The sequence below is a fragment of the Rhodococcus sp. 1168 genome, assembly GCF_002091955.1.
Classification (GTDB): domain Bacteria; phylum Actinomycetota; class Actinomycetes; order Mycobacteriales; family Mycobacteriaceae; genus Rhodococcoides.
Map to the genome: position 1 here is coordinate 1 of NZ_MKKY01000053.1, position 17,106 is coordinate 17,106.

Here is a 17,106-nt window from a genome sequence, read left to right on the forward strand (position 1 = left end):
CCCTGCGTGCCAGGGTGAGGTGAGTCCAGTGGTTCATAGCAACCCGGCCTGATGCAGGGCGAGATACGGATCGACACACACCATGGCCATCACCACCAAGACGCCGGTCAGCGGCGACAATGAACGCATGGATTCAGCGCATCCGAGAGCAGACGGACCACGACGGCGACGGGCGTTCACCGCGGCGGAGAAAATCGAACACGTGCGTGCTTACGAGCAAGCCTGCCAGAGCGGCGACGGCGGGGCATACCTACGCCGCGAGGGACTGTATTCGTCGTTGATCAGCGAATGGCGCAAACACCGCGACGCCGGTGTTCTCGTCGGCAAAAAGCCCGGCGAGAAGGTCGGCAAGCTTACCGCCGAGCAAGCCGAGATCGCCCGCCTCACCCGTGAATTGAACCGCGCGAACAAGCGACTGAACACCACCGAAGCCGCACTGGATATCATGGGAAAAGCACACGCGCTCTTGGAATCTCTCTCCGAGAGCGCGGATTTCGACGAGAAGAACAACAAGCGATGACCACTGCGTACACCACACTGACCGGCATCGGAATTAGCTCCCGCGAGGGCAGCGTTCTCACCGGTCTGCACCGATCGACGGCGACACGTCGAAGTGCCGCAGCTACAGCACCGACACCGCCGGTGCCGCAGGAACCAGCGGCGGAGCCGGTCAACAAAGTCACCACCAGCGAACGGCGACGTATTCTCGGCGTCCTCAACTGCGACCGGTTCGTCGACCTCGCACCGCTACAGATCTACGCCCAACTCCTCGACGAGGGCATCTACCTGTGTTCGGTGTCGACGATGTATCGAGTGTTGCGCGAGAACAGACAGGTCAGCGATCGACGGCGACTCGCTCGGCACCCGGCCAGGGCATGCCCAGAGTTGGTCGCGACCGCGCCGCGGCAGGTGTACTCCTGGGATATCACCAAACTGGCCGGCCCGGTGAAAGGGCAGTACTTCGATGCGTACGTGATGATCGACATCTACTCCCGCTACATCGTCGGAGTGCACGTTCATAGTCATGAATCCGGTGTGCTGGCAAAGGAATTGATGGAACAGATCTTCGCGGTCCATGGCGTCCCGCACGTCGTGCATGCCGATCGCGGTACCTCGATGACCAGTAAAACCGTCGCGACACTCCTCGCGGATCTCGAGGTCACCCGAAGCCACTCCCGGCCTCGGGTATCGAACGACAATCCGTACTCGGAGTCGTTGTTCAAAACTTTGAAATACGGCCCCGGCTTCCCGGATCGGTTCCGATCACTGAGCGAGGCAAGGGAATTCATGGATATCTTCACCGATGGGTACAACCACGAACATCGCCACACCGGTATCGGACTGCACACTCCCGCCGATGTCCACTACGGCTTGGCTGCACGCAAGGCAGCCGAACGCCGTCTCGTTCTCGACGCCGCCCGCGCTGCACATCCGCATCGCTTCGGCAGCACTGCCGCACCGAAAATCCTCGACCTCCCAGACACCGCGTGGATCAACAAACCAGCAGAAACAACTGACACCGATCAAGAGCACGATTCGATAGCGGCGTAACACCCACTGGACTCATCCACCTTGACAAATTCCGTTGCGGCAATCGCGACTGTGCTTCTCACCGGTGGACTCGGAGCGCTCGGTCCTGCCCAGGCCGAGGTGGCAGCGGGCGCTGCGGGGACAACCGCTGCCATCGCGACAGCAGCAAACGCAATTAGAGGACCTACTGACTGCCAGCACCCTTGCTACCCTGCTCGGTTCTGCGACAGCCACATTCACTGCTATCAACGGAGTTACGACTGTATCGGCCCTCGAAGTCATCACCACGCTCGTCGTGCAACATCTACCCGGAGATGACGCGAATGCAGTGCAGCCTTACACCTCACCTATACCAGGGAACCCTGAATACGAAGCGCGACGAGAGGAGCTCGCCAAAGATCCAGCGAAAGGGGGACAGTCCAATCCGCAATCAGAACGAGAAGCTGACGTCGGCCTCGAGGCCGAGTCTGCTGGCGTAATTCCCGGACCGATCATCCGCGCGCCGCTCAGTGAGGATGGCAAAGACCAGGGAGAATTTGTTGATGCCGCGGGAGAACATTGGGACGTGAAGTCCTCACCCGATCTTCAACCCTCGTATCGACCGGACTCCGGCAAACCAATCGAACCTTCTCAATCGGACACAGAATTTGATCGCATGATCAACAAGCAACTGAACAAGGGCACCGGTGTTCTCCTGGACTCTGACGGCATGACTGCGGCCAGGGAATCTCATCTACGCGACCTAGTCAGCCAGCATCCCGATTGGGCTGGAAAAGTAAGGTGGTCTTCATGACCGAATTCGGCAAGCTTAGGACTGACGTCGAACAGTGGCCGACCAATCAGGATGCTGTTGACGCGCTACACCACTTTTTCGACACGATCGACCCAGCAAGTCACTTCATTCCGATTCTTGCCGGTGCAGGGCTCGATTTCACAGGCTCAGATCTGTCCGGCCTGGAATTAGCAGGCGCTGAACTCAGTTCAGCACGGCTAGCCAAAGTGCGTATGCGGCGAACGAGCCTGTACCAAGCCTGGATTCGACAGGCTGATCTGCAGTGTGTGGACCTCACAGGCGCAGACCTTCGCAAGGCAATTGTCACTGGGTGCAATGCCCGATCGGCGATCTTGACCGGCGCTCGACTGTCGGACGCAGATTTCACGCGTTCGGATCTCCGGGATTCGGACATTCGCAACACATCGCTGAGCGATGCAGTGCTAGCCGATGTCGATCTGCGGGGCGCAAATCTCCACGACAGCGACTGGGGCATCCGCCCCCGAAATGCAGTCATCACCAACGCACGACTCGGCAACGCAAACGTCGTCGGGATGCGTGGACAGGTCGACGACGCGATCGATGTTGGCATCGAACAGCCCAAGATCTTGCGCGGCGAAGAACTGCAGAAGTGGTTTTCTGATCATGGAGCACCTAAAGTCGTTGTTGCCGAATAGCATCCGGGCTTGGTCGGGTTCTCATTGTCGAGCGCAGCAAATCTGGAGTTTGCGTCAGGAGCCGTCCAGGCCGCTAGTACGGCCTCTCGGCACGGATCGAGCGACGGGAGGTCGACGCCGTCGACTCCAGCCGCGTCAGCAAAGTCTTGGAACAATACGGTGACTGCTCGGCGAGCGTCCTCGAAGTCGCGTCGAGCCTTCTTGAAGAGCGTGAGCTTGTCTTCTTCGTCGGACATACGCGTCCGGGCGTGTCCGGCCCACGCGTCATCGAGAGTCCCGGTTTCGCAGACCGGGCAATCGGTGGTGCCGGTGTCGGCGTGCAATTCCAAGGCGGACGTCAGCAGGGCGTTGCGCCGTTCGACTATGGCAAGCGCGTCGGAAGCCAGGTCGACGGTGCCAGCTATCGCCTCCCGGAGCGCTACGACGACAGTGTCGACCTGCTCCTTCAACGGGATTGCCAGGCCGACGATGGCTCGGAGGCCAGACAGCGCAGAGGACTGCGTCGGTGCGGAACCGGTCGCGAGCGCCTGAACCGCATCGACGTCCGGAGCTCGCTTCTTTAACAGGGTTGCGGCCGACTGGGCCCGGTCATCCGCCGATTCTCCGACAATGTGCTTGAGTTGCGCCAGCGCTTCTTTCGCTTGTCCGCGCGGCACTTTGGCGTCTTTCAACGCCGATGCGAGCCGCTTCTCGGCGTCAGCGATCTCGTCGAGCCCGAGCAGTTTGGCAAGCGCGTCGTACAACGTGGAGGGACTGTCCTCGATGAGACCGCCGATCTCGTCGTACGACAGGATCGGGCGGTGCAGCTCGATCGCCGACTTCCACCCGAGCCCGTCGGTGCCAGGTGATCGTTTGGCCTTGCCGATCTGAGTCCACGTCGAGTTGTCGGGGAGCAATGCGTCCGCAGACCAATCGACGCCGACGACGGCGGGTTCTGAGCCCTCGATGGTCAGGCCGACGCGGATCTGGCACTGAGACGACTCGTGCAGGTTCCGCCAGGTGTCCTTCCACAGCTTCGCCTTGTTCTCCCACCGGTAGCTCTTGCCGGTGACCGCGAACTCGAGTGCCTCGGCGAAGCTGGACTTGCCGGATCCGTTGCGTCCGCTGACGATGGTGATGCCAGGTGCGGGATGCAGTTTCAGTTCGGACTTCGGGCCGATGCCTCGGAAGCCTGTCACCTGGATGGACGTCAAGAATGCTCCGACGGACTTCTAGTCGGCTCCTTCGAGTGCCGCCAGCACCAAGTACTTCGCGTCGTCGGCCAGCTCGTTGTCTGCGTCGATGGCGTCGAACACGACCTCCATGAGCGGTCTGTCCACGGCCTCATCGGTTCCGGTCACCGGTGCTCCCCTGTCTGATCGAGCCCTCGCGGGTTTTGGGGCGCGGCGAGAGCCCGGACGGTACGTCTCGCTTGTACTGTTTCGACTCGATGAAACTTGGACTCTCTACCCTGATCGACCCCCGACTGCGTCTGCTCGTGGAAGGCTCTCGCGCCTTCTACGCAAATCGAACACCCGGCCGTGGCCCATCCAGCCACGAGAAACTACATGCTGTCCGAGCCGAACTCGCTGGCCCTGCTTCAGCGGAGCCGCCGCCCGTTCAGGAGCTGGTCACAGCTAACGGACGCAGCGTTCCCGTGCGGATCCATGCCCCGGTAGACAGACCGTCGACGGGTGTCCTCCTCGAAATTCACGGCGGCGGCTTCTACATGGGGTCGGCCGCCGGCAGCGACATTCGCAACCGCAAGCTCGCTGACGCAATCGGCGTGACAGTTGCGAGTGTGGACTACCGACTTGCGCCGGAACACCCGTGGCCGGCTGCACCCGACGATTGCGAGACAGCGGCACTCTGGCTCGCCGAGCACGCATCCGAACGATTCGGTGCCGCAAAATTCTCGGTCATGGGCAACTCGGCGGGTGCCACTCTGGCAGCGACCACCCTTGTCCGTTTGCGTGATCGTGGGATCTCCGCAGTCGACACCGTGGTGCTGCAATTCGGAACGTACGACCTCAGCGCACAGACACCCGCTGGGCGGCTGATCTCCGACGAGTACTTCCTGGAGGCATACGCAGGAACCGCCCCTGACCGCACTCACCCAGACCTGTCGCCGATCTACGCAAACTTGGAACATCTGCCACCGGTCCTGATGATCGTCGGAGACAAAGACATTCTGCTTCACGACAACCTGGCGATGGCCGCACGGCTCATCGCACACGGCGTCGACGTGGATCTTCGCCTCTTCCCCGAAGCGCCGCACGGGTTCACAAGCCATCCGACGCCAATGGCGAGTGCGGCGCTCGACGATATCGAAGCGTGGCTCAGCGCCAGTCCGAGCTGACTACCCACGTCGCTGGCGCAGCGCGACGAGATATCGGCTGCTTGTGGCTTCGGGAGTGCCGTCACGTTCCGTCAGAATTTTGTCGCTGCGTTCGCGGTGACGCCGACGGCGTATCGGAAGCAGTTCACTCACGATGGAAAAGATGGGCGACGCTAGTACCTCAGCTGAACACCCAGCCCACTACCGCCGCAACCATGCAGAGAAAGAAGATCACCTCGATGATCCCCTCCCCCGCACCGCTGCTGCCCTTCTTGCTCACTCCCCACGCGCCCGACGGCGATCGGCCTCGGAGAAGCCCCGTGCCGGCGGGGAACCGAAGACCTGTGCCCGCTTGCGGTCCTGATAGCTCGCCACCGAATCGAAGGCCGCAGTGACGCCGACGGTCGTCGACACGTAGGTCATCGACTTGTCCCGTGCAAACCCCAGATCGGTGCCGACATCGACGGCATCGATGTTGGACCCGAGGAACACGAAGTCCCACTGGTAGTCCTTCTCCTGCTGCGCGATCAGTGCGCGCACAGCGGTATTGGTCCACTCCTTGCTCGCGTTCTCGTGACCGTCCGTCATCACCACAACGGTGACCGAGCCGGGCCGTTCGTTCTCGGGCAATGCAGCGAGCTCGGCGCCGACGTCGGTGATGAGCCGGCCGATGGCGTCGTACAGCGCGGTTGAGCCGCGGGGCTGCAGCACCAGCGGCGGCACCGCTCGGATCGGCTGCGAACTGTAGACCAGCTCGTACTGCTGATCGAACTGCGCCAGCGTCACAACGGTATTTCCGTCCTGCTCGCGCTCTTTTCCGATGAACGAATCGAACCCGCCGCGGGTGTCGTCGGCAATGGAATGCATCGAGCCCGAACGGTCGAGCAGAGCAGCAACGAGAGAGAGCTGTGGGTTGGTCACATGAGCCTCCTGAAGAAATGCGTCGAAGCGACGCGATGAAGTGATGTTGAAAACGATACCGAGCGGTACCTACAAGAATCGGACCTCATAACGTCCGCCCTGTCAGGCACGGTCGAGCAAATAGGCCGTCACGTCGTCCCAGGTCTTGTACGGTTCCTCCCCGTACTGAAGCCATTCGCCTTCGAATTGGCTGGCGCCGTTCCTATCTCGGTCGTCGACCAGAAAGTCCCCGCGGTTCAGGTTCTTGTGGTGCGAGAGAATGAGTCGCTTGTACGCAACTGATCCATCCTCGAGTCCAAGATGCTTCTGGACCCACAGCACCTTGTCGTGCCAGGCGCTCGGGTTCTTCCACGGCGCCGTGGACAGGATGTAGGTGTCGAAAACCGCTGCGAGCGTGCGGTATGCGTCGAGCGCGCCCTCGATGGGATCCATCTTCGAGAAGATGTGTGGCACCTCGTCGAGGTCGCCCTCGTACGTAACGAGGTCCGCTGGATCGGTCCGGTCGATGCCGGACTGGAAGTTCACCAGCGTGTTATCGAGATCGATGTAGAGAATTTTCTTGGCCATGGGAGGCACCTTTCGTCGACGCACCGAACGAGGTACATCGGGAGGGGAGGAATGGCGGGAACATCACCGCCGGAATGCAGAACCTGAACCTGTTCTGTATTTCAATCATGACACACGGGTCCGACAACCTCCGTGGGTAGGCCTATGCACGTGGCCAGCTGGTTGGTAACGCGGCTTCGACCGTCACCGATTTATCCTTTACTGGGCCGAGGCCCTCGATGATCGGAGCACGAATGCTGAAGAAGATTCTCGCCGCCTCTGCACTCGCCGTAGGGTTCGCCGCACTCGTCGCGCCTCCAGCGTCCGCGGAGCAGCCTTCCGAAAATATCTTCACAACAGAGGTGACGGAGCACCACGTCAGTGCGTTCGATCCCGCAGCCTACGGTTCACGCAGCCAGGACACCCTGATCATCAGCCCGTTCGGAACCAGTCAGCCGATTTGGTGCTTCAGCTTTCACGCACAGGGATCCTGCTGGCAAACAGACCCGTCGGGCGTCAACCACATCCTGGGGTCGGTCCAGATCCCGACGGGTTCGTCTGCAGGTAGTTTTCGCACGATTGCCATCTACAACCCATTCTGATCGCATGCAGTAGCAGTGGATTTCAAGGCGGTGGCATTGCGCTCATAGTCGGGGCACGAGCCGGCCTGTGATGTGCTGAACTTCCGTCATGGGTCATTCAGTCGATTGACCGAATCCGGTCTGCAGCCCGGTCGAACACTTCACGCTGTACTCGATCGAGTACAGCGTCGAGGAAAATCTGGCATGTTGCGTCCGCGTTCAGCCTCAGCATTCTCCGTCGTAGGCGCGTTTTGCGTTGCGTGACCGGTGATTGCGCGTAACCGAGACTGTAGGAACGTGGCTGCCATCTTGTCGGAGCCACCCGCTACAGTGAAGACATCGGGCCGAGCCATCAGGCCGCCCACATTCCCGCACCAACTCTGTAAGGACACCTATGACTGATTCAAGAACCGCCGACGTGGTCGGAAACAACTTTCGGGAACTGCGACTTCACGACATGGATGCCGCGATGCTCACGCTCTCGATCAACTACGAGGTCGGCGATCAACCCCTCGTACAGAGCGCGATGGGTCTCGCATCCCAGGCGCATCGTGACCAAACCCGACCCGGGCAGAACGGTACCGCCGAACCGTACATTGCCCATCCACTACGAAATACCCTGCGGCTCATCAGATTCAACTGCCGCGACGAAGAGGTCCTCGCCGCAGCAGTCTTGCACGACACCGTCGAAGACCAACCCGTGCGACTTGTCGAACTCATGGATGGCGACCACAGCGCGAGTCCGCCAGCCGAAGCCACACGGTTACTTGCAACTCTTTTCAACACGACAGTGTCGGACACCGTCTGGGCCGTCACCAACCCGCCGCGTCCGGCTGGGCTCTCCAAGGAACAGAAGAACACGGCTTACCTCGAGCACGTGAAAGCCGTCATCGCCGATCCACGAGTCTTTCTGGTGAAAGTCACGGACTTCATCGACAACGCCGGTAGCCTGAGCGCTCTCACCGATCTCGACAAGCGAAATCGATTGCGCGCCAAATACGCACCGCTGGTGCCGATCTTCCAGCAAATGGCACTAAGCCACGGAACCGAGCTTGGGCTGCATCCCGAAGGGCTCGAGCGGCTGACCAGATGCCTGGACATGCTGTCCGAATCATTGCGGGAGGAATCCGAATCGGCCCAGGGATCCCAAGCCGACTGACCCCTCGCCCACCCCGCGCCGACGAATCGACCCCGCCCAGCGTGGGATCAGCAGTTGTTGGGCTCGCTAAGTTTCACGACAGATAGGACCGCATCGCCTTCTTCGATCGGCATCCCAACAGCCGGGGTCTGGTCGACGACGATCCAATTCGAGTCGTTGACCTGCATGCGGCCGGCACCGGATGCGTCCTCACTCCGGGAAAAGAAGACCCCTGCATCCTGGATCAAGTTCTGGGCGGCTTGAAGATTCATGCACACCACCGGAGGCATCAGAACCGGGACTGCCACCGCCTCGGGGGTCACGACTGCCGGTGGCGCCTGCGCTGGCTCAGGAGCGACAACAACGGGACGCGTCGTAGTTGTCGTAGTAGGCGCGACGGTGGTTGAAGCGACACTGGTGGTGTCCGAGGCTGCCGTCGTATCTTCGGCGGAACTGCAGGCAGAGACTATTCCTACAAATCCTACTGCGGCAGCGACGCCGATTGACCTCACCACGCGATTCCGGGTCCGACTAGCAGCAGAACTCGAACTGTGGCTGAACTTCGTCATTCTCGACGCCTTTCTGATGTCCGCACGTTATCGCAGCGGAGTGACGCGAGATAGATCGCAGTTTGCTCCTCACCGTTACACCGAACCGACCGTCACCCTTGGTCGAGAACCCAGGGCGCCTTCGATCTCCGACCATATGCACACTCGATTCCGAGCCCAACGAATTCGCAGTCAATTGTCCCGCCACGCCAATGCAGACACGATTGTGAGCTCATGTGCCCACTCCGTGACCAAATCCAGCACCACCAACCACGACGCGTGGCGATGGCAATACAACAATTGGGACCACCACAACAACGGGCACCAGACCCCCCGCCACCACGCAGCGGAACTCCATTTCTCGGCAGCTCCTAGCCCATAGACCAACCTGACCTCCCTGCAGCCGAGCGGCTGCAGGGTTGGGTCGTGCCCACCCCATCAACCAGCGCCTCCCATCTACCGAATCCGATGTTGCACTCTGAGATCCAAGTCACCGATACAGTCGGCACCGATCCGACTATGGTGAGCAGGAGTCCTGGCATCGGAGGTAAATCGCACCATGGCATTCAAGATTGTCATTCTCGGCGCAGGCTATGCAGGTATCAGTGCAGCGCAACGGCTTTCCCGCCGCAGCGTCGATGCGGATGTCACGATGGTCAATCCGCGAGACCAGTTCATCGAACGAATCCGCCTGCATCAGTACATGTCCGGTACCTACACCGCGGCAACGCGACTCGGGCCGATCCTTCCCGCCTCGACCGAACTGAAAGTCGACGCGGCCGAGTCGATCGACTTCCATACCCAACGAATTCGACTGGCCGGTGGTGCTCTCGACTACGACTACCTCATCTATGCGGTCGGCAGCCACAGCCGTACCGAGGCAATTCCGGGCTCGGCGACCAACGCAGTCACAATCGGAACGTTCGAACCCGCACAACGCGCACGCTCGCGCCTCCAACAGCTCCCGCCTCGCTCGACGGTCACGATCATCGGCGGCGGACTCACAGGAATCGAAACAGCAGCCGAGCTCGCCGAGAGCACCGGCCACAACATTCGGTTGATTTCCGACCAGCAACTGGCCCCCACCGTCAGCGAGCGCGGGCGACGCCGTCTGTATACCCATCTCATCGACGCGGGCGTCGAGATCATCGACAACACGGCAGTGGTCGATATCGGTGCCGGTAGCGTGGAATTGTCGGACGGGACTCGCTTGACGAGCGATCTCACCGTAGACGTGGCCGCATTCGGTGTCCCTGACCTCGCTCAGCGCAGTGGACTGAACACGGACTCGCGCGGAGCCCTGACCGTCGACGACAACCTCATCAGCACCAGCAGTTCGACGGTGATCGGCGCCGGAGATGCCGCAGTAATCAGTAGTTCCCCACTTCGGATGAGCTGCCAAGCTGCAATCCCAACCGGCGTCCACGCTGCGGAGACCGTTCTACGCCTGGCAGCTGGCACCACACCGAAACAGCTGCGTCCCAAGTTCGCCGGACAATGCATCAGTCTGGGGAGGCGCGACGGATTGCTTCAGCTGACCAACTCTGCCGATGTTCCACGATCACGCGCAATGCTCACCGGGCGTCAAGCCGCGCTGATCAAAGAGCAAATATGCTCATCCACGATGTGGTTCGGCCACCGCGGTCCATTCAGTTACAGCTGGTCGTAGGTGGCAACAAATTTGAACTCGTGAATCGGGAGGTGAACCCGGCGTCGCCGACGGACCATTCAAAGCTAGATGATGCCCCTCCGAATTCGTTCACGCAACGGCGGCGGCATGAATATCGTCTCAGGCCTGATCTCCAAAATTTCCCGTCGGCTCTCATCGCTCACGGCCATAGCCCTCAGCACAGCAATGAGCGTATTGGGCTCTGCCGCCATCCAACTGGCGGGTAATTGGAGATAGTGGTCTGTATCCCATCCGAGCCTGCCATCCTTATCGAGAGGTTCACGAACCACGAGCCGAATCAGAGGGTCACGGGATGTCCACAGTCCAGTCGTATTGAGCCGGACTGCGTCCGCCACATCCACGATCGCGGCCCAGGGCACCACCAGGTCGGCACCGATTCGGACGAAAGGCTGCCTACCTACCGTTCGTATCACCACATCACGGTAGATCTCGATGCCGGTAGCTGGCCGAAAGAGGCTGAACAGCATGGCAAGAACCGCAAGAACAACGCCGCAGACCGTAGCGAATATCGCATGTGGGGAGCTGTTGCGGGAATCCGGCAGCATTACTTCGATCCCGCTCCAAAAAGTCAGCGCAACAGCCGCGTAAAACACGCTCGCGCAAAGCATTGAAATGATCAGCACTCTCATTGTCAAAGCTTCCGGGCCTACTCGAAGTCCTTTCCCGTACAACTTACTTTCACAACCGGTCAATCGACGAGATAGCCTGATCCATCTGAAACCCGACCCACGGAGCGTCAGCCACCCACCACACCCACATAGAACCCCGATACCTGCGAATCCGATCAGACCGACTACTGACTCCGCCTTCCACGCCAGAACGCACCCCACTGCCACACCCAGCAAGATCACGAGCGAAGCGAGTATCTGCATCGGCCTCAACGTCTGCGGCCACACTGGTAACCATTCGACTGTTCGTACAATGCCAGCTGGTGTTGTATCCATTTCTTCCACTGCATTACTCCCAGATCCATTGACCGAATTTGGGAACGCCGTAGGCCAGAACTGCCCCCATCACAACTGGGGCAACCGTCCCCACACCCTTCGTGACGACGTTGTGAGCGATTTCGACACCATGGTCTGCAAGTGCATCGATGACGTCCACCAAGTTCGAGAGTCGGCTCGCGTCCTGGGCTGCGGGCGCGATACACCTCACCACTTCTGGATCTACTTCCATCACCACACCCATCGTCGGATCTACGTCACTTACCCTTTGGACGCAGCGAAGGAGCATCTGGTTCCAGGTGCTGTCTTTGAAAGCACGATGACGGGGCGAAGCAGTGGTCCACGTGATTCTGACCGGGGCACAGTTGACGAAAGCCGTCACGCAGCCCGCCCTCGCCCTCGGATCCGATGGTCCGAGGGCGGGGTGGCGACGACGTCAGAACCTGATGACGCCTCTCAGGTTGAGGCCTGCGTGCAGGTCCTCGAAGCCGCGGGCGACGTCGTCGAGGGTGTAGGTCTGAGTGATCAGGCTGTCGAGTTCGAGCTTTCCAGCCTTGTAGAGGTCGATCATCCAGGGGATGTCAGCGCTCGGTGCTGATGCTCCGAAAAGTGATCCCACCAAGCGCTTTTGGTATAACGTCAGTTCCATTGGGCTGATGGGGATCCCGACGTCGGTCATCTTGCCGAGTCCCGTCACTACGCACACGCCGGCCTTGCGGATCGATGAGAATGCCTGCGCAATGTGCTCGCCTGTCGTCACACCGATGGTGACGATGGCTGCGTCGGCACCCTGTCCGTTTGTCAGCGCGCGTGCAACGTCAGCCGCCTCCTCGAGGGTCGAGAATGCTTGTGTGGCGCCGAACTTCAGAGCGCTGTCCCGTTTGAAGGCAACCGGGTCGACCGCCAAGATGTGCGCAGCTCCGGCGTGTGCGGCACCCTGGACTGCATTGATACCGATCCCGCCGATGCCAATGACAATCACGGTCTGGCCCGGGTAGACCTGGGCAGAGTTGACGGCAGCTCCCCAGCCGGTTCCGACGCCGCATCCCAGTAGACACAGCGACTCCAGCGGCAGACTCTTGTCGGCCACCTTGATGACGGAATCAGTACTGACAGTGGTGTATTCGCTGAAGGTAGACAAACCGCAGGTCTGTGCCACGACCTCTCCGTCGAGGCTCAACCGGAAACTGTTCGGATCGTCGGGGCGACCACCGGTCATGATGGCGGCACCTCGATCGCACAGGTTCTGCATGCCCTTTGCGCACCAGCGACACTTTCCGCAACCCGCGATGAAAGAGAACAGCACGTGGTCGCCCTCTTCGAAGCCAGTCGTCTCCGGACCGACCTCGACGATCACGCCGGCGCCCTCGTGCCCACCACAGATCGGGTAAACGCCGACGGCATGATCACCTTTCGCTATGTGATCGTCGGAGTGACAGATGCCAGAGGCCACCATCTTGACGGTGATCTCGTTTCTGCGGGGTGCGTCGAGGTCGAGTTCGACGACCTCGTATGTGCCGGGGGTGCTGCGAATGATCGCGCCACGGGTTTTCACGGTGTGCTCCTCGAGGGGGGGTCTGAGAGATCGGTGCAGGACGTATTACGGGGTGACCTGGGCGGCCATTCCATCGTGGAAACCGTCCGAATACGGGGGCAGCAGACCCCATTCGCGACGCATGTCGACCTCGGAAGCCTGGAAGACCGCCCGTGCATGGCTGAATTCCTCGAAGCCCTCACGGCCGTTGTAGTGGCCCATACCGGAGGCCCCGACGCCGCCGAACGGTGCGTCCTGCAGACCCGGGTGCATCATCACGTCGTTGACGGTGACACCGCCGGAGAGCGTGTGGTCCAACACATATGACTGTTCTGCTGCATCGGTGCCGAAGTAGTACAGAGCCAACGGCCGGGGGCCCGAGTTGATTTCGGCGAGGACATCGTCGAGATTCTCGTAGCCGAGAACCACCATGGCGGGACCGAAGATCTCTTCACTACGGATGACCGAGTCGGACGGTGGGTCGACAACCATCCGAAGCGGACGACGTCCACCCTCGCTGGGGAGCGCGCCGGCCGGAGCAGTCTCGACACGGGCACCGCGGGCAACGGCGTCATCGATGTAACTGTCGACGCGGGCAGCATGGCGGTCGTTGACCACGGAGACGGCGTCGGGGTTGCCCTCGATCGTCGGCAGCAGCTCCGCGTATACCTTCGCGGTCGATGCGACGAACTGCTCGAGCAGTTCGCGAGGCACATAGGTCGTATCCGGGTTGACGCACAGCTGGCCACCGTTGCTGGCCTTGCCGACCGCAATTCGGAAGGCTGCAACGTCCATGTCGGCGCTACGGCCGATCACCGTTGGTGACTTGCCGCCCAGCTCCAGCGTTACGGGCACCAGGTTCTTTGCGGCGTTCGCCATCACCAATTTGCCGACCGCCGAGCTGCCGGTGAACACCAGGTGATCGAAGGGAAGTGAGGTCAGAGCCTCAGCCACATCAGGTCCACCGGTGACGATCGCGACAACCTCTGGATCCAGGGCTGCCTCGACGATTTCAGCGAGAAGTGCGGCGGTGCGGGGAACCACTTCGGACGGTTTGAGTACGGCACGGTTACCGGCTGCAAGGACGCCAGCCAGCGGGCTGAGCAGTGTGAACAGAGGCGCATTCCAGGTGCCGACGATGCCGACAGAACCCTTTGGCTGATAACGGACATGGGCGCTGGCGCCGAGCTGATCGTATGGCGAGAACACTGCGCGGTCCTGCTGCGCCATCCACGTCTCGAGGTTGTCGCGTGAATGCTTCAGGCTGCTGATGGAGCCCAGCACGTCGTTCATCAAAGAGTATCCACGTGGACGTCCACCGAAGTCCGCATCCATTGCAGTTGCGAGATCTTCGTGACGCGCGACGAGCATGTCGATTACAGCTTGTATGCGCTGTCGCCGCAGCTCGGCGGAGGGCTGGCCTTCGGTGTTCATTGCCGCGCGCTGACGGCTGAGGATGTCGGTGATGCGCGCTCGATCCGAGCTGTTCTGGTCCATGTCCGAACGTTATGAGCTGGCTCACACCACCCGCGCCCAGGTCCCGGTGAGTGGAACTCAAAACTGACTGTGCCGACGTCGGAACCGAAGCAGTCGTCCGTGCGTCTAACCCAACGACAAGCCGAACAGATGGGGATCCGATGCAGCGCCGATGGCTACCACTACTAGCGGTAACCGCTGTCTTGACAGCCTGCGGCCAGCCGGTCGAGGGAACAGCCGTCGCAGGAGTGCCCGGGCTGGCCGAGCAATTCGAACCCTGCAGCATCCCGGACGACGCCATCGCCGCAACCGGGCTGAATCCCGAGGCAAAGCTGACGGGGTGGGGTGAACGACTCAGCGTCAAGGCCTGGACGGCTTGTGGCTGGGAGGGGCCAGGAACGAATTCTTGGTACCACTTCAGCGTCTTGTTCTCAATCCAGTTCACCCTCGAAGACGTTCGGCGCAACCCGCAGTTTCAGGATTTCGAGGACGTTAGCTTGGGCGGCAGGCCTGCCCTCGAGTTCGAACTTGCGTACATGGATCCAAGCGAAGGTTGCGGAACGAGCTTCGACACCGTCGAGGGTGTCGTGATGTTCACGCTCGCCACTCTCGGGACAGCCTCGCCGCAGGGCGACCCGTGTGAACTCATCCGCCGACACACCGTCGAACTCAGTCAGTACTTCCCGCCCTCGATCTAGCCGAACGGAATCGAAATGACTCCAAATTCTCCGATCGAATACTGGAACGGTCTCGCTACCGCAGCTGACGACGGGCAGTTGTTTCTCGATCCCGCGGCCGCCCGGCATTGCAACAATGCATGCAACGACTACCTTTCGATTCTGAAGGAAAACCAAGCCTTGGCGGAGATGCAGGGAAATGTCGAAGGAATGGGTACTTTCGATTCCGGAATAGCGCTCGCCCGAAAATTCTCGCAAAAGGCCGTGGGTGGCCCGAACAGCCTCGTCGACGTCCTCCAAAGCCATATCGACGTCGTCACGGCGATGCAAGCAGTGTTCCGAAAGTTCTTCCATGCAGCGGAAGACGTCGACCAGCAGAACGCGACGTCGATCGGTCGGAAAGGACCGCGGTAACCGAGTTCCCTATCCGTTTCACCCCGACATCGCCACCGAACTCACGCATCTGCCCGCCGGAGACCGCCCCGCCCGGGTTGCGTTGGCCGCGCGCTTTGTGGTGTCCGCGCTCGCGTCATGGGAGCGCGATAGGGTGGCTGGAGTGTGGCGCGATCTCGACGCCTTCGAGACCGAATTGTGCGGACTGATGCCTACCGGATCACACGACCATAAACTGTCACCAGGCAGGGTTGCCGTGTTCCGGACTCGGTTGCCCAGCCATAGCCTCAGTTGGGCCGCAGATTTACCACGAGAACATTGTAACGAAAAGCGCTGCGGCACAAATCTATTCGACACTACTTGGCGCTACGGTGCCCGAGGGGGAAACCGAATCGAGTTTCGCTGAGCCTTCCTGTCGGTACGGGATGCCAAGATGTCTGCATGTCACGACTCGACGAAGGCTTCGCACCACCACCCGCCTGTGTGCAGTGGTGCCAGCTGCGCACGTACGACTTGCACGTTCTGGACGACGGTGTCGAGATCGACCTCGACTGGTGGAACAAGCACCTCGACCGCGCAGGTCACGATATTCGACTTCGCGGGCGCGACCTCGACGGGCACATCGTCTCCGACGGAGTGGCGACAGTACAGCGCAACGATCTTCGAATCGACACTGATCTTGCTGACGGCGAACACGATTCGCTCGGCCTCCTCTTTCTCTGTGCCGCCTGGCAGGGCAGCCACAAGAACCGCAAAGCAATACGGCGATTCCCCGACGTCCACAACCCGCACTTGACCCGACCGGACGAGAATCCCGTTGCAAAGACAATGACTGTGCTCCAACGGTGTATCCGTGACAAGGCGGTACCCGAACTCCCGAGCGGATCCTGGTCCGGATGGCCAGACACCCCAGGTGTCGGAACATCTCTCATGGCCACGTTCCTCTGGGCAGCCAAAGCATCTGTAGACGGTGGGCGCGCCCAGTTGATCGACCAGTACGGGGTGTCCACCCTCATTCACGAGGGATGGTTGGAGGATCCCGCGGTCACCGGTTTTACGCGACGCCGCTACGACCGCTACGTCCAACTACTTTCCAACTGGGCTACCGATATCGGCACCAGCCCAGAGCTGATCGAAATGTGGCTCGTGCAACGGTGGAGCGCTCGAAAGTCCGAAGCCCGCTTCGGCAGCAACGCGCAACCGACTCTGTTCTGATCAACGCACTGCCACACGATGAAACTTGCTGCACCGCGGCCCGTGGAGGATTGCCAGCCAGGGTGGAACCAAAGCTCGGGTCTCTGCGTCTAACCTAACGACGAGTCCAACGGATGGGGGTCCGATGCAGCGCCGATGGCTACCACT

The 17,106-nt window shown here is 60.7% G+C and carries 20 protein-coding genes; 9 read left to right on the plus strand and 11 right to left on the minus strand.

Annotation, left to right across the window (positions count from 1 at the left end; all coding sequences use genetic code 11):
• The first annotated feature begins 127 nt into the window (after positions 1-127).
• Positions 128-1,551 (plus strand): IS3 family transposase gene (locus BJI47_RS09745; RefSeq protein WP_254900348.1). Its coding sequence is split into 2 segments (ribosomal slippage): positions 128-455 and positions 455-1,551, totalling 1,425 coding nucleotides; the frame shifts between segments, so codons are not numbered across the junction.
• A 409-nt stretch (positions 1,552-1,960) separates the two neighbouring features.
• Here BJI47_RS09745 and BJI47_RS24505 read toward each other — a convergent pair.
• Positions 1,961-2,089 (minus strand): hypothetical protein, encoded by a 129-nt coding sequence (locus tag BJI47_RS24505; protein WP_254900490.1) that lies wholly within the window; start codon positions 2,087-2,089, stop codon positions 1,961-1,963.
• A gap of 230 nt (positions 2,090-2,319) precedes the next feature.
• Between BJI47_RS24505 and BJI47_RS09750 the strand changes: the two genes are divergently transcribed.
• A complete protein-coding gene (locus tag BJI47_RS09750) occupies positions 2,320-2,979 on the plus strand; it encodes a pentapeptide repeat-containing protein (protein ID WP_125458689.1) in 660 nt (219 codons plus the stop codon).
• On the opposite strand, the gene BJI47_RS09755 is transcribed toward BJI47_RS09750, so the two are convergent.
• Positions 2,946-4,172, minus strand: a complete 1,227-nt coding sequence (locus tag BJI47_RS09755) for an ATP-binding protein (RefSeq protein WP_254900491.1) — start codon at positions 4,170-4,172, stop codon at positions 2,946-2,948. The two genes, BJI47_RS09750 and BJI47_RS09755, sit on opposite strands and share 34 nt — an antisense overlap.
• An 18-nt stretch (positions 4,173-4,190) precedes the next feature.
• On the minus strand, positions 4,191-4,319 hold the full coding sequence (locus tag BJI47_RS24510) for a hypothetical protein (RefSeq protein WP_254900492.1): 129 nt from the start codon (positions 4,317-4,319) through the stop codon (positions 4,191-4,193).
• Between the two features lie 89 nt (positions 4,320-4,408).
• Between BJI47_RS24510 and BJI47_RS09760 the strand changes: the two genes are divergently transcribed.
• Positions 4,409-5,317: an alpha/beta hydrolase gene (locus BJI47_RS09760; protein WP_088943543.1), complete on the plus strand. Its 909-nt coding sequence runs from the start codon at positions 4,409-4,411 to the stop codon at positions 5,315-5,317.
• Here BJI47_RS09760 and BJI47_RS24515 read toward each other — a convergent pair whose 3' ends face one another.
• From BJI47_RS24515 to BJI47_RS09770, 3 genes are all read right to left on the minus strand, one after another.
• Positions 5,318-5,449, minus strand: coding sequence for a hypothetical protein (locus BJI47_RS24515; protein ID WP_254900493.1), 132 nt, complete (start codon positions 5,447-5,449; stop codon positions 5,318-5,320).
• A 123-nt stretch (positions 5,450-5,572) separates the two neighbouring features.
• The gene (locus tag BJI47_RS09765; protein WP_254900494.1) at positions 5,573-6,217 is read right to left on the minus strand and encodes a VWA domain-containing protein; all 645 of its coding nucleotides are present in this window, start codon (positions 6,215-6,217) and stop codon (positions 5,573-5,575) included.
• A gap of 102 nt (positions 6,218-6,319) precedes the next feature.
• Positions 6,320-6,784: a hypothetical protein gene (locus tag BJI47_RS09770; protein WP_088943544.1), complete on the minus strand. Its 465-nt coding sequence runs from the start codon at positions 6,782-6,784 to the stop codon at positions 6,320-6,322.
• Positions 6,785-7,002: 218 nt separating this feature from the next.
• Between BJI47_RS09770 and BJI47_RS09775 the strand changes: the two genes are divergently transcribed.
• Positions 7,003-7,365 carry a hypothetical protein gene (locus BJI47_RS09775; protein WP_254900495.1) on the plus strand — a complete coding sequence of 121 codons (363 nt, stop codon included), beginning with the start codon at positions 7,003-7,005 and terminating at the stop codon, positions 7,363-7,365.
• Positions 7,366-7,738: 373 nt separating this feature from the next.
• On the plus strand, positions 7,739-8,503 hold the full coding sequence (locus BJI47_RS09780; protein ID WP_088943545.1) for an HD domain-containing protein: 765 nt from the start codon (positions 7,739-7,741) through the stop codon (positions 8,501-8,503).
• A 47-nt stretch (positions 8,504-8,550) separates the two neighbouring features.
• Here BJI47_RS09780 and BJI47_RS24520 read toward each other — a convergent pair whose 3' ends face one another.
• The gene (locus tag BJI47_RS24520; protein ID WP_254900496.1) at positions 8,551-8,754 is read right to left on the minus strand and encodes a calcium-binding protein; all 204 of its coding nucleotides are present in this window, start codon (positions 8,752-8,754) and stop codon (positions 8,551-8,553) included.
• A gap of 835 nt (positions 8,755-9,589) precedes the next feature.
• On the opposite strand from BJI47_RS24520, the gene BJI47_RS09790 reads away from it, so the two are divergent.
• The gene (locus BJI47_RS09790) at positions 9,590-10,699 is read left to right on the plus strand and encodes an NAD(P)/FAD-dependent oxidoreductase (protein WP_088943546.1); all 1,110 of its coding nucleotides are present in this window, start codon (positions 9,590-9,592) and stop codon (positions 10,697-10,699) included.
• Positions 10,700-10,764: 65 nt separating this feature from the next.
• Here the strand turns inward: BJI47_RS09790 and BJI47_RS23695 are convergent, their stop codons facing one another.
• From BJI47_RS23695 to BJI47_RS09810, 4 genes are all read right to left on the minus strand, one after another.
• Positions 10,765-11,265, minus strand: coding sequence for a hypothetical protein (locus BJI47_RS23695; protein ID WP_125458690.1), 501 nt, complete (start codon positions 11,263-11,265; stop codon positions 10,765-10,767).
• A gap of 412 nt (positions 11,266-11,677) precedes the next feature.
• Positions 11,678-11,896, minus strand: a complete 219-nt coding sequence (locus BJI47_RS09800) for a hypothetical protein (RefSeq protein WP_139804852.1) — start codon at positions 11,894-11,896, stop codon at positions 11,678-11,680.
• A 204-nt stretch (positions 11,897-12,100) separates the two neighbouring features.
• A complete protein-coding gene (locus BJI47_RS09805; RefSeq protein WP_088943549.1) occupies positions 12,101-13,219 on the minus strand; it encodes an NDMA-dependent alcohol dehydrogenase in 1,119 nt (372 codons plus the stop codon).
• A 45-nt stretch (positions 13,220-13,264) separates the two neighbouring features.
• A complete protein-coding gene (locus BJI47_RS09810) occupies positions 13,265-14,695 on the minus strand; it encodes a coniferyl aldehyde dehydrogenase (protein ID WP_088943550.1) in 1,431 nt (476 codons plus the stop codon).
• A gap of 140 nt (positions 14,696-14,835) precedes the next feature.
• Between BJI47_RS09810 and BJI47_RS09815 the strand changes: the two genes are divergently transcribed.
• The 3 genes from BJI47_RS09815 to BJI47_RS09830 all read left to right on the plus strand — a co-directional run bounded on the left by BJI47_RS09815 (position 14,836) and on the right by BJI47_RS09830 (position 16,959).
• Entirely contained in the window at positions 14,836-15,372 is a 537-nt protein-coding gene (locus tag BJI47_RS09815; protein ID WP_088943551.1) for a DUF3558 domain-containing protein, read from the plus strand.
• 15 nt (positions 15,373-15,387) lie between these two features.
• Positions 15,388-15,765 carry a hypothetical protein gene (locus BJI47_RS09820; protein WP_088943552.1) on the plus strand — a complete coding sequence of 126 codons (378 nt, stop codon included), beginning with the start codon at positions 15,388-15,390 and terminating at the stop codon, positions 15,763-15,765.
• A 420-nt stretch (positions 15,766-16,185) separates the two neighbouring features.
• Positions 16,186-16,959, plus strand: coding sequence for a hypothetical protein (locus tag BJI47_RS09830; protein WP_088943553.1), 774 nt, complete (start codon positions 16,186-16,188; stop codon positions 16,957-16,959).
• Positions 16,960-17,106: the final 147 nt, after the last annotated feature.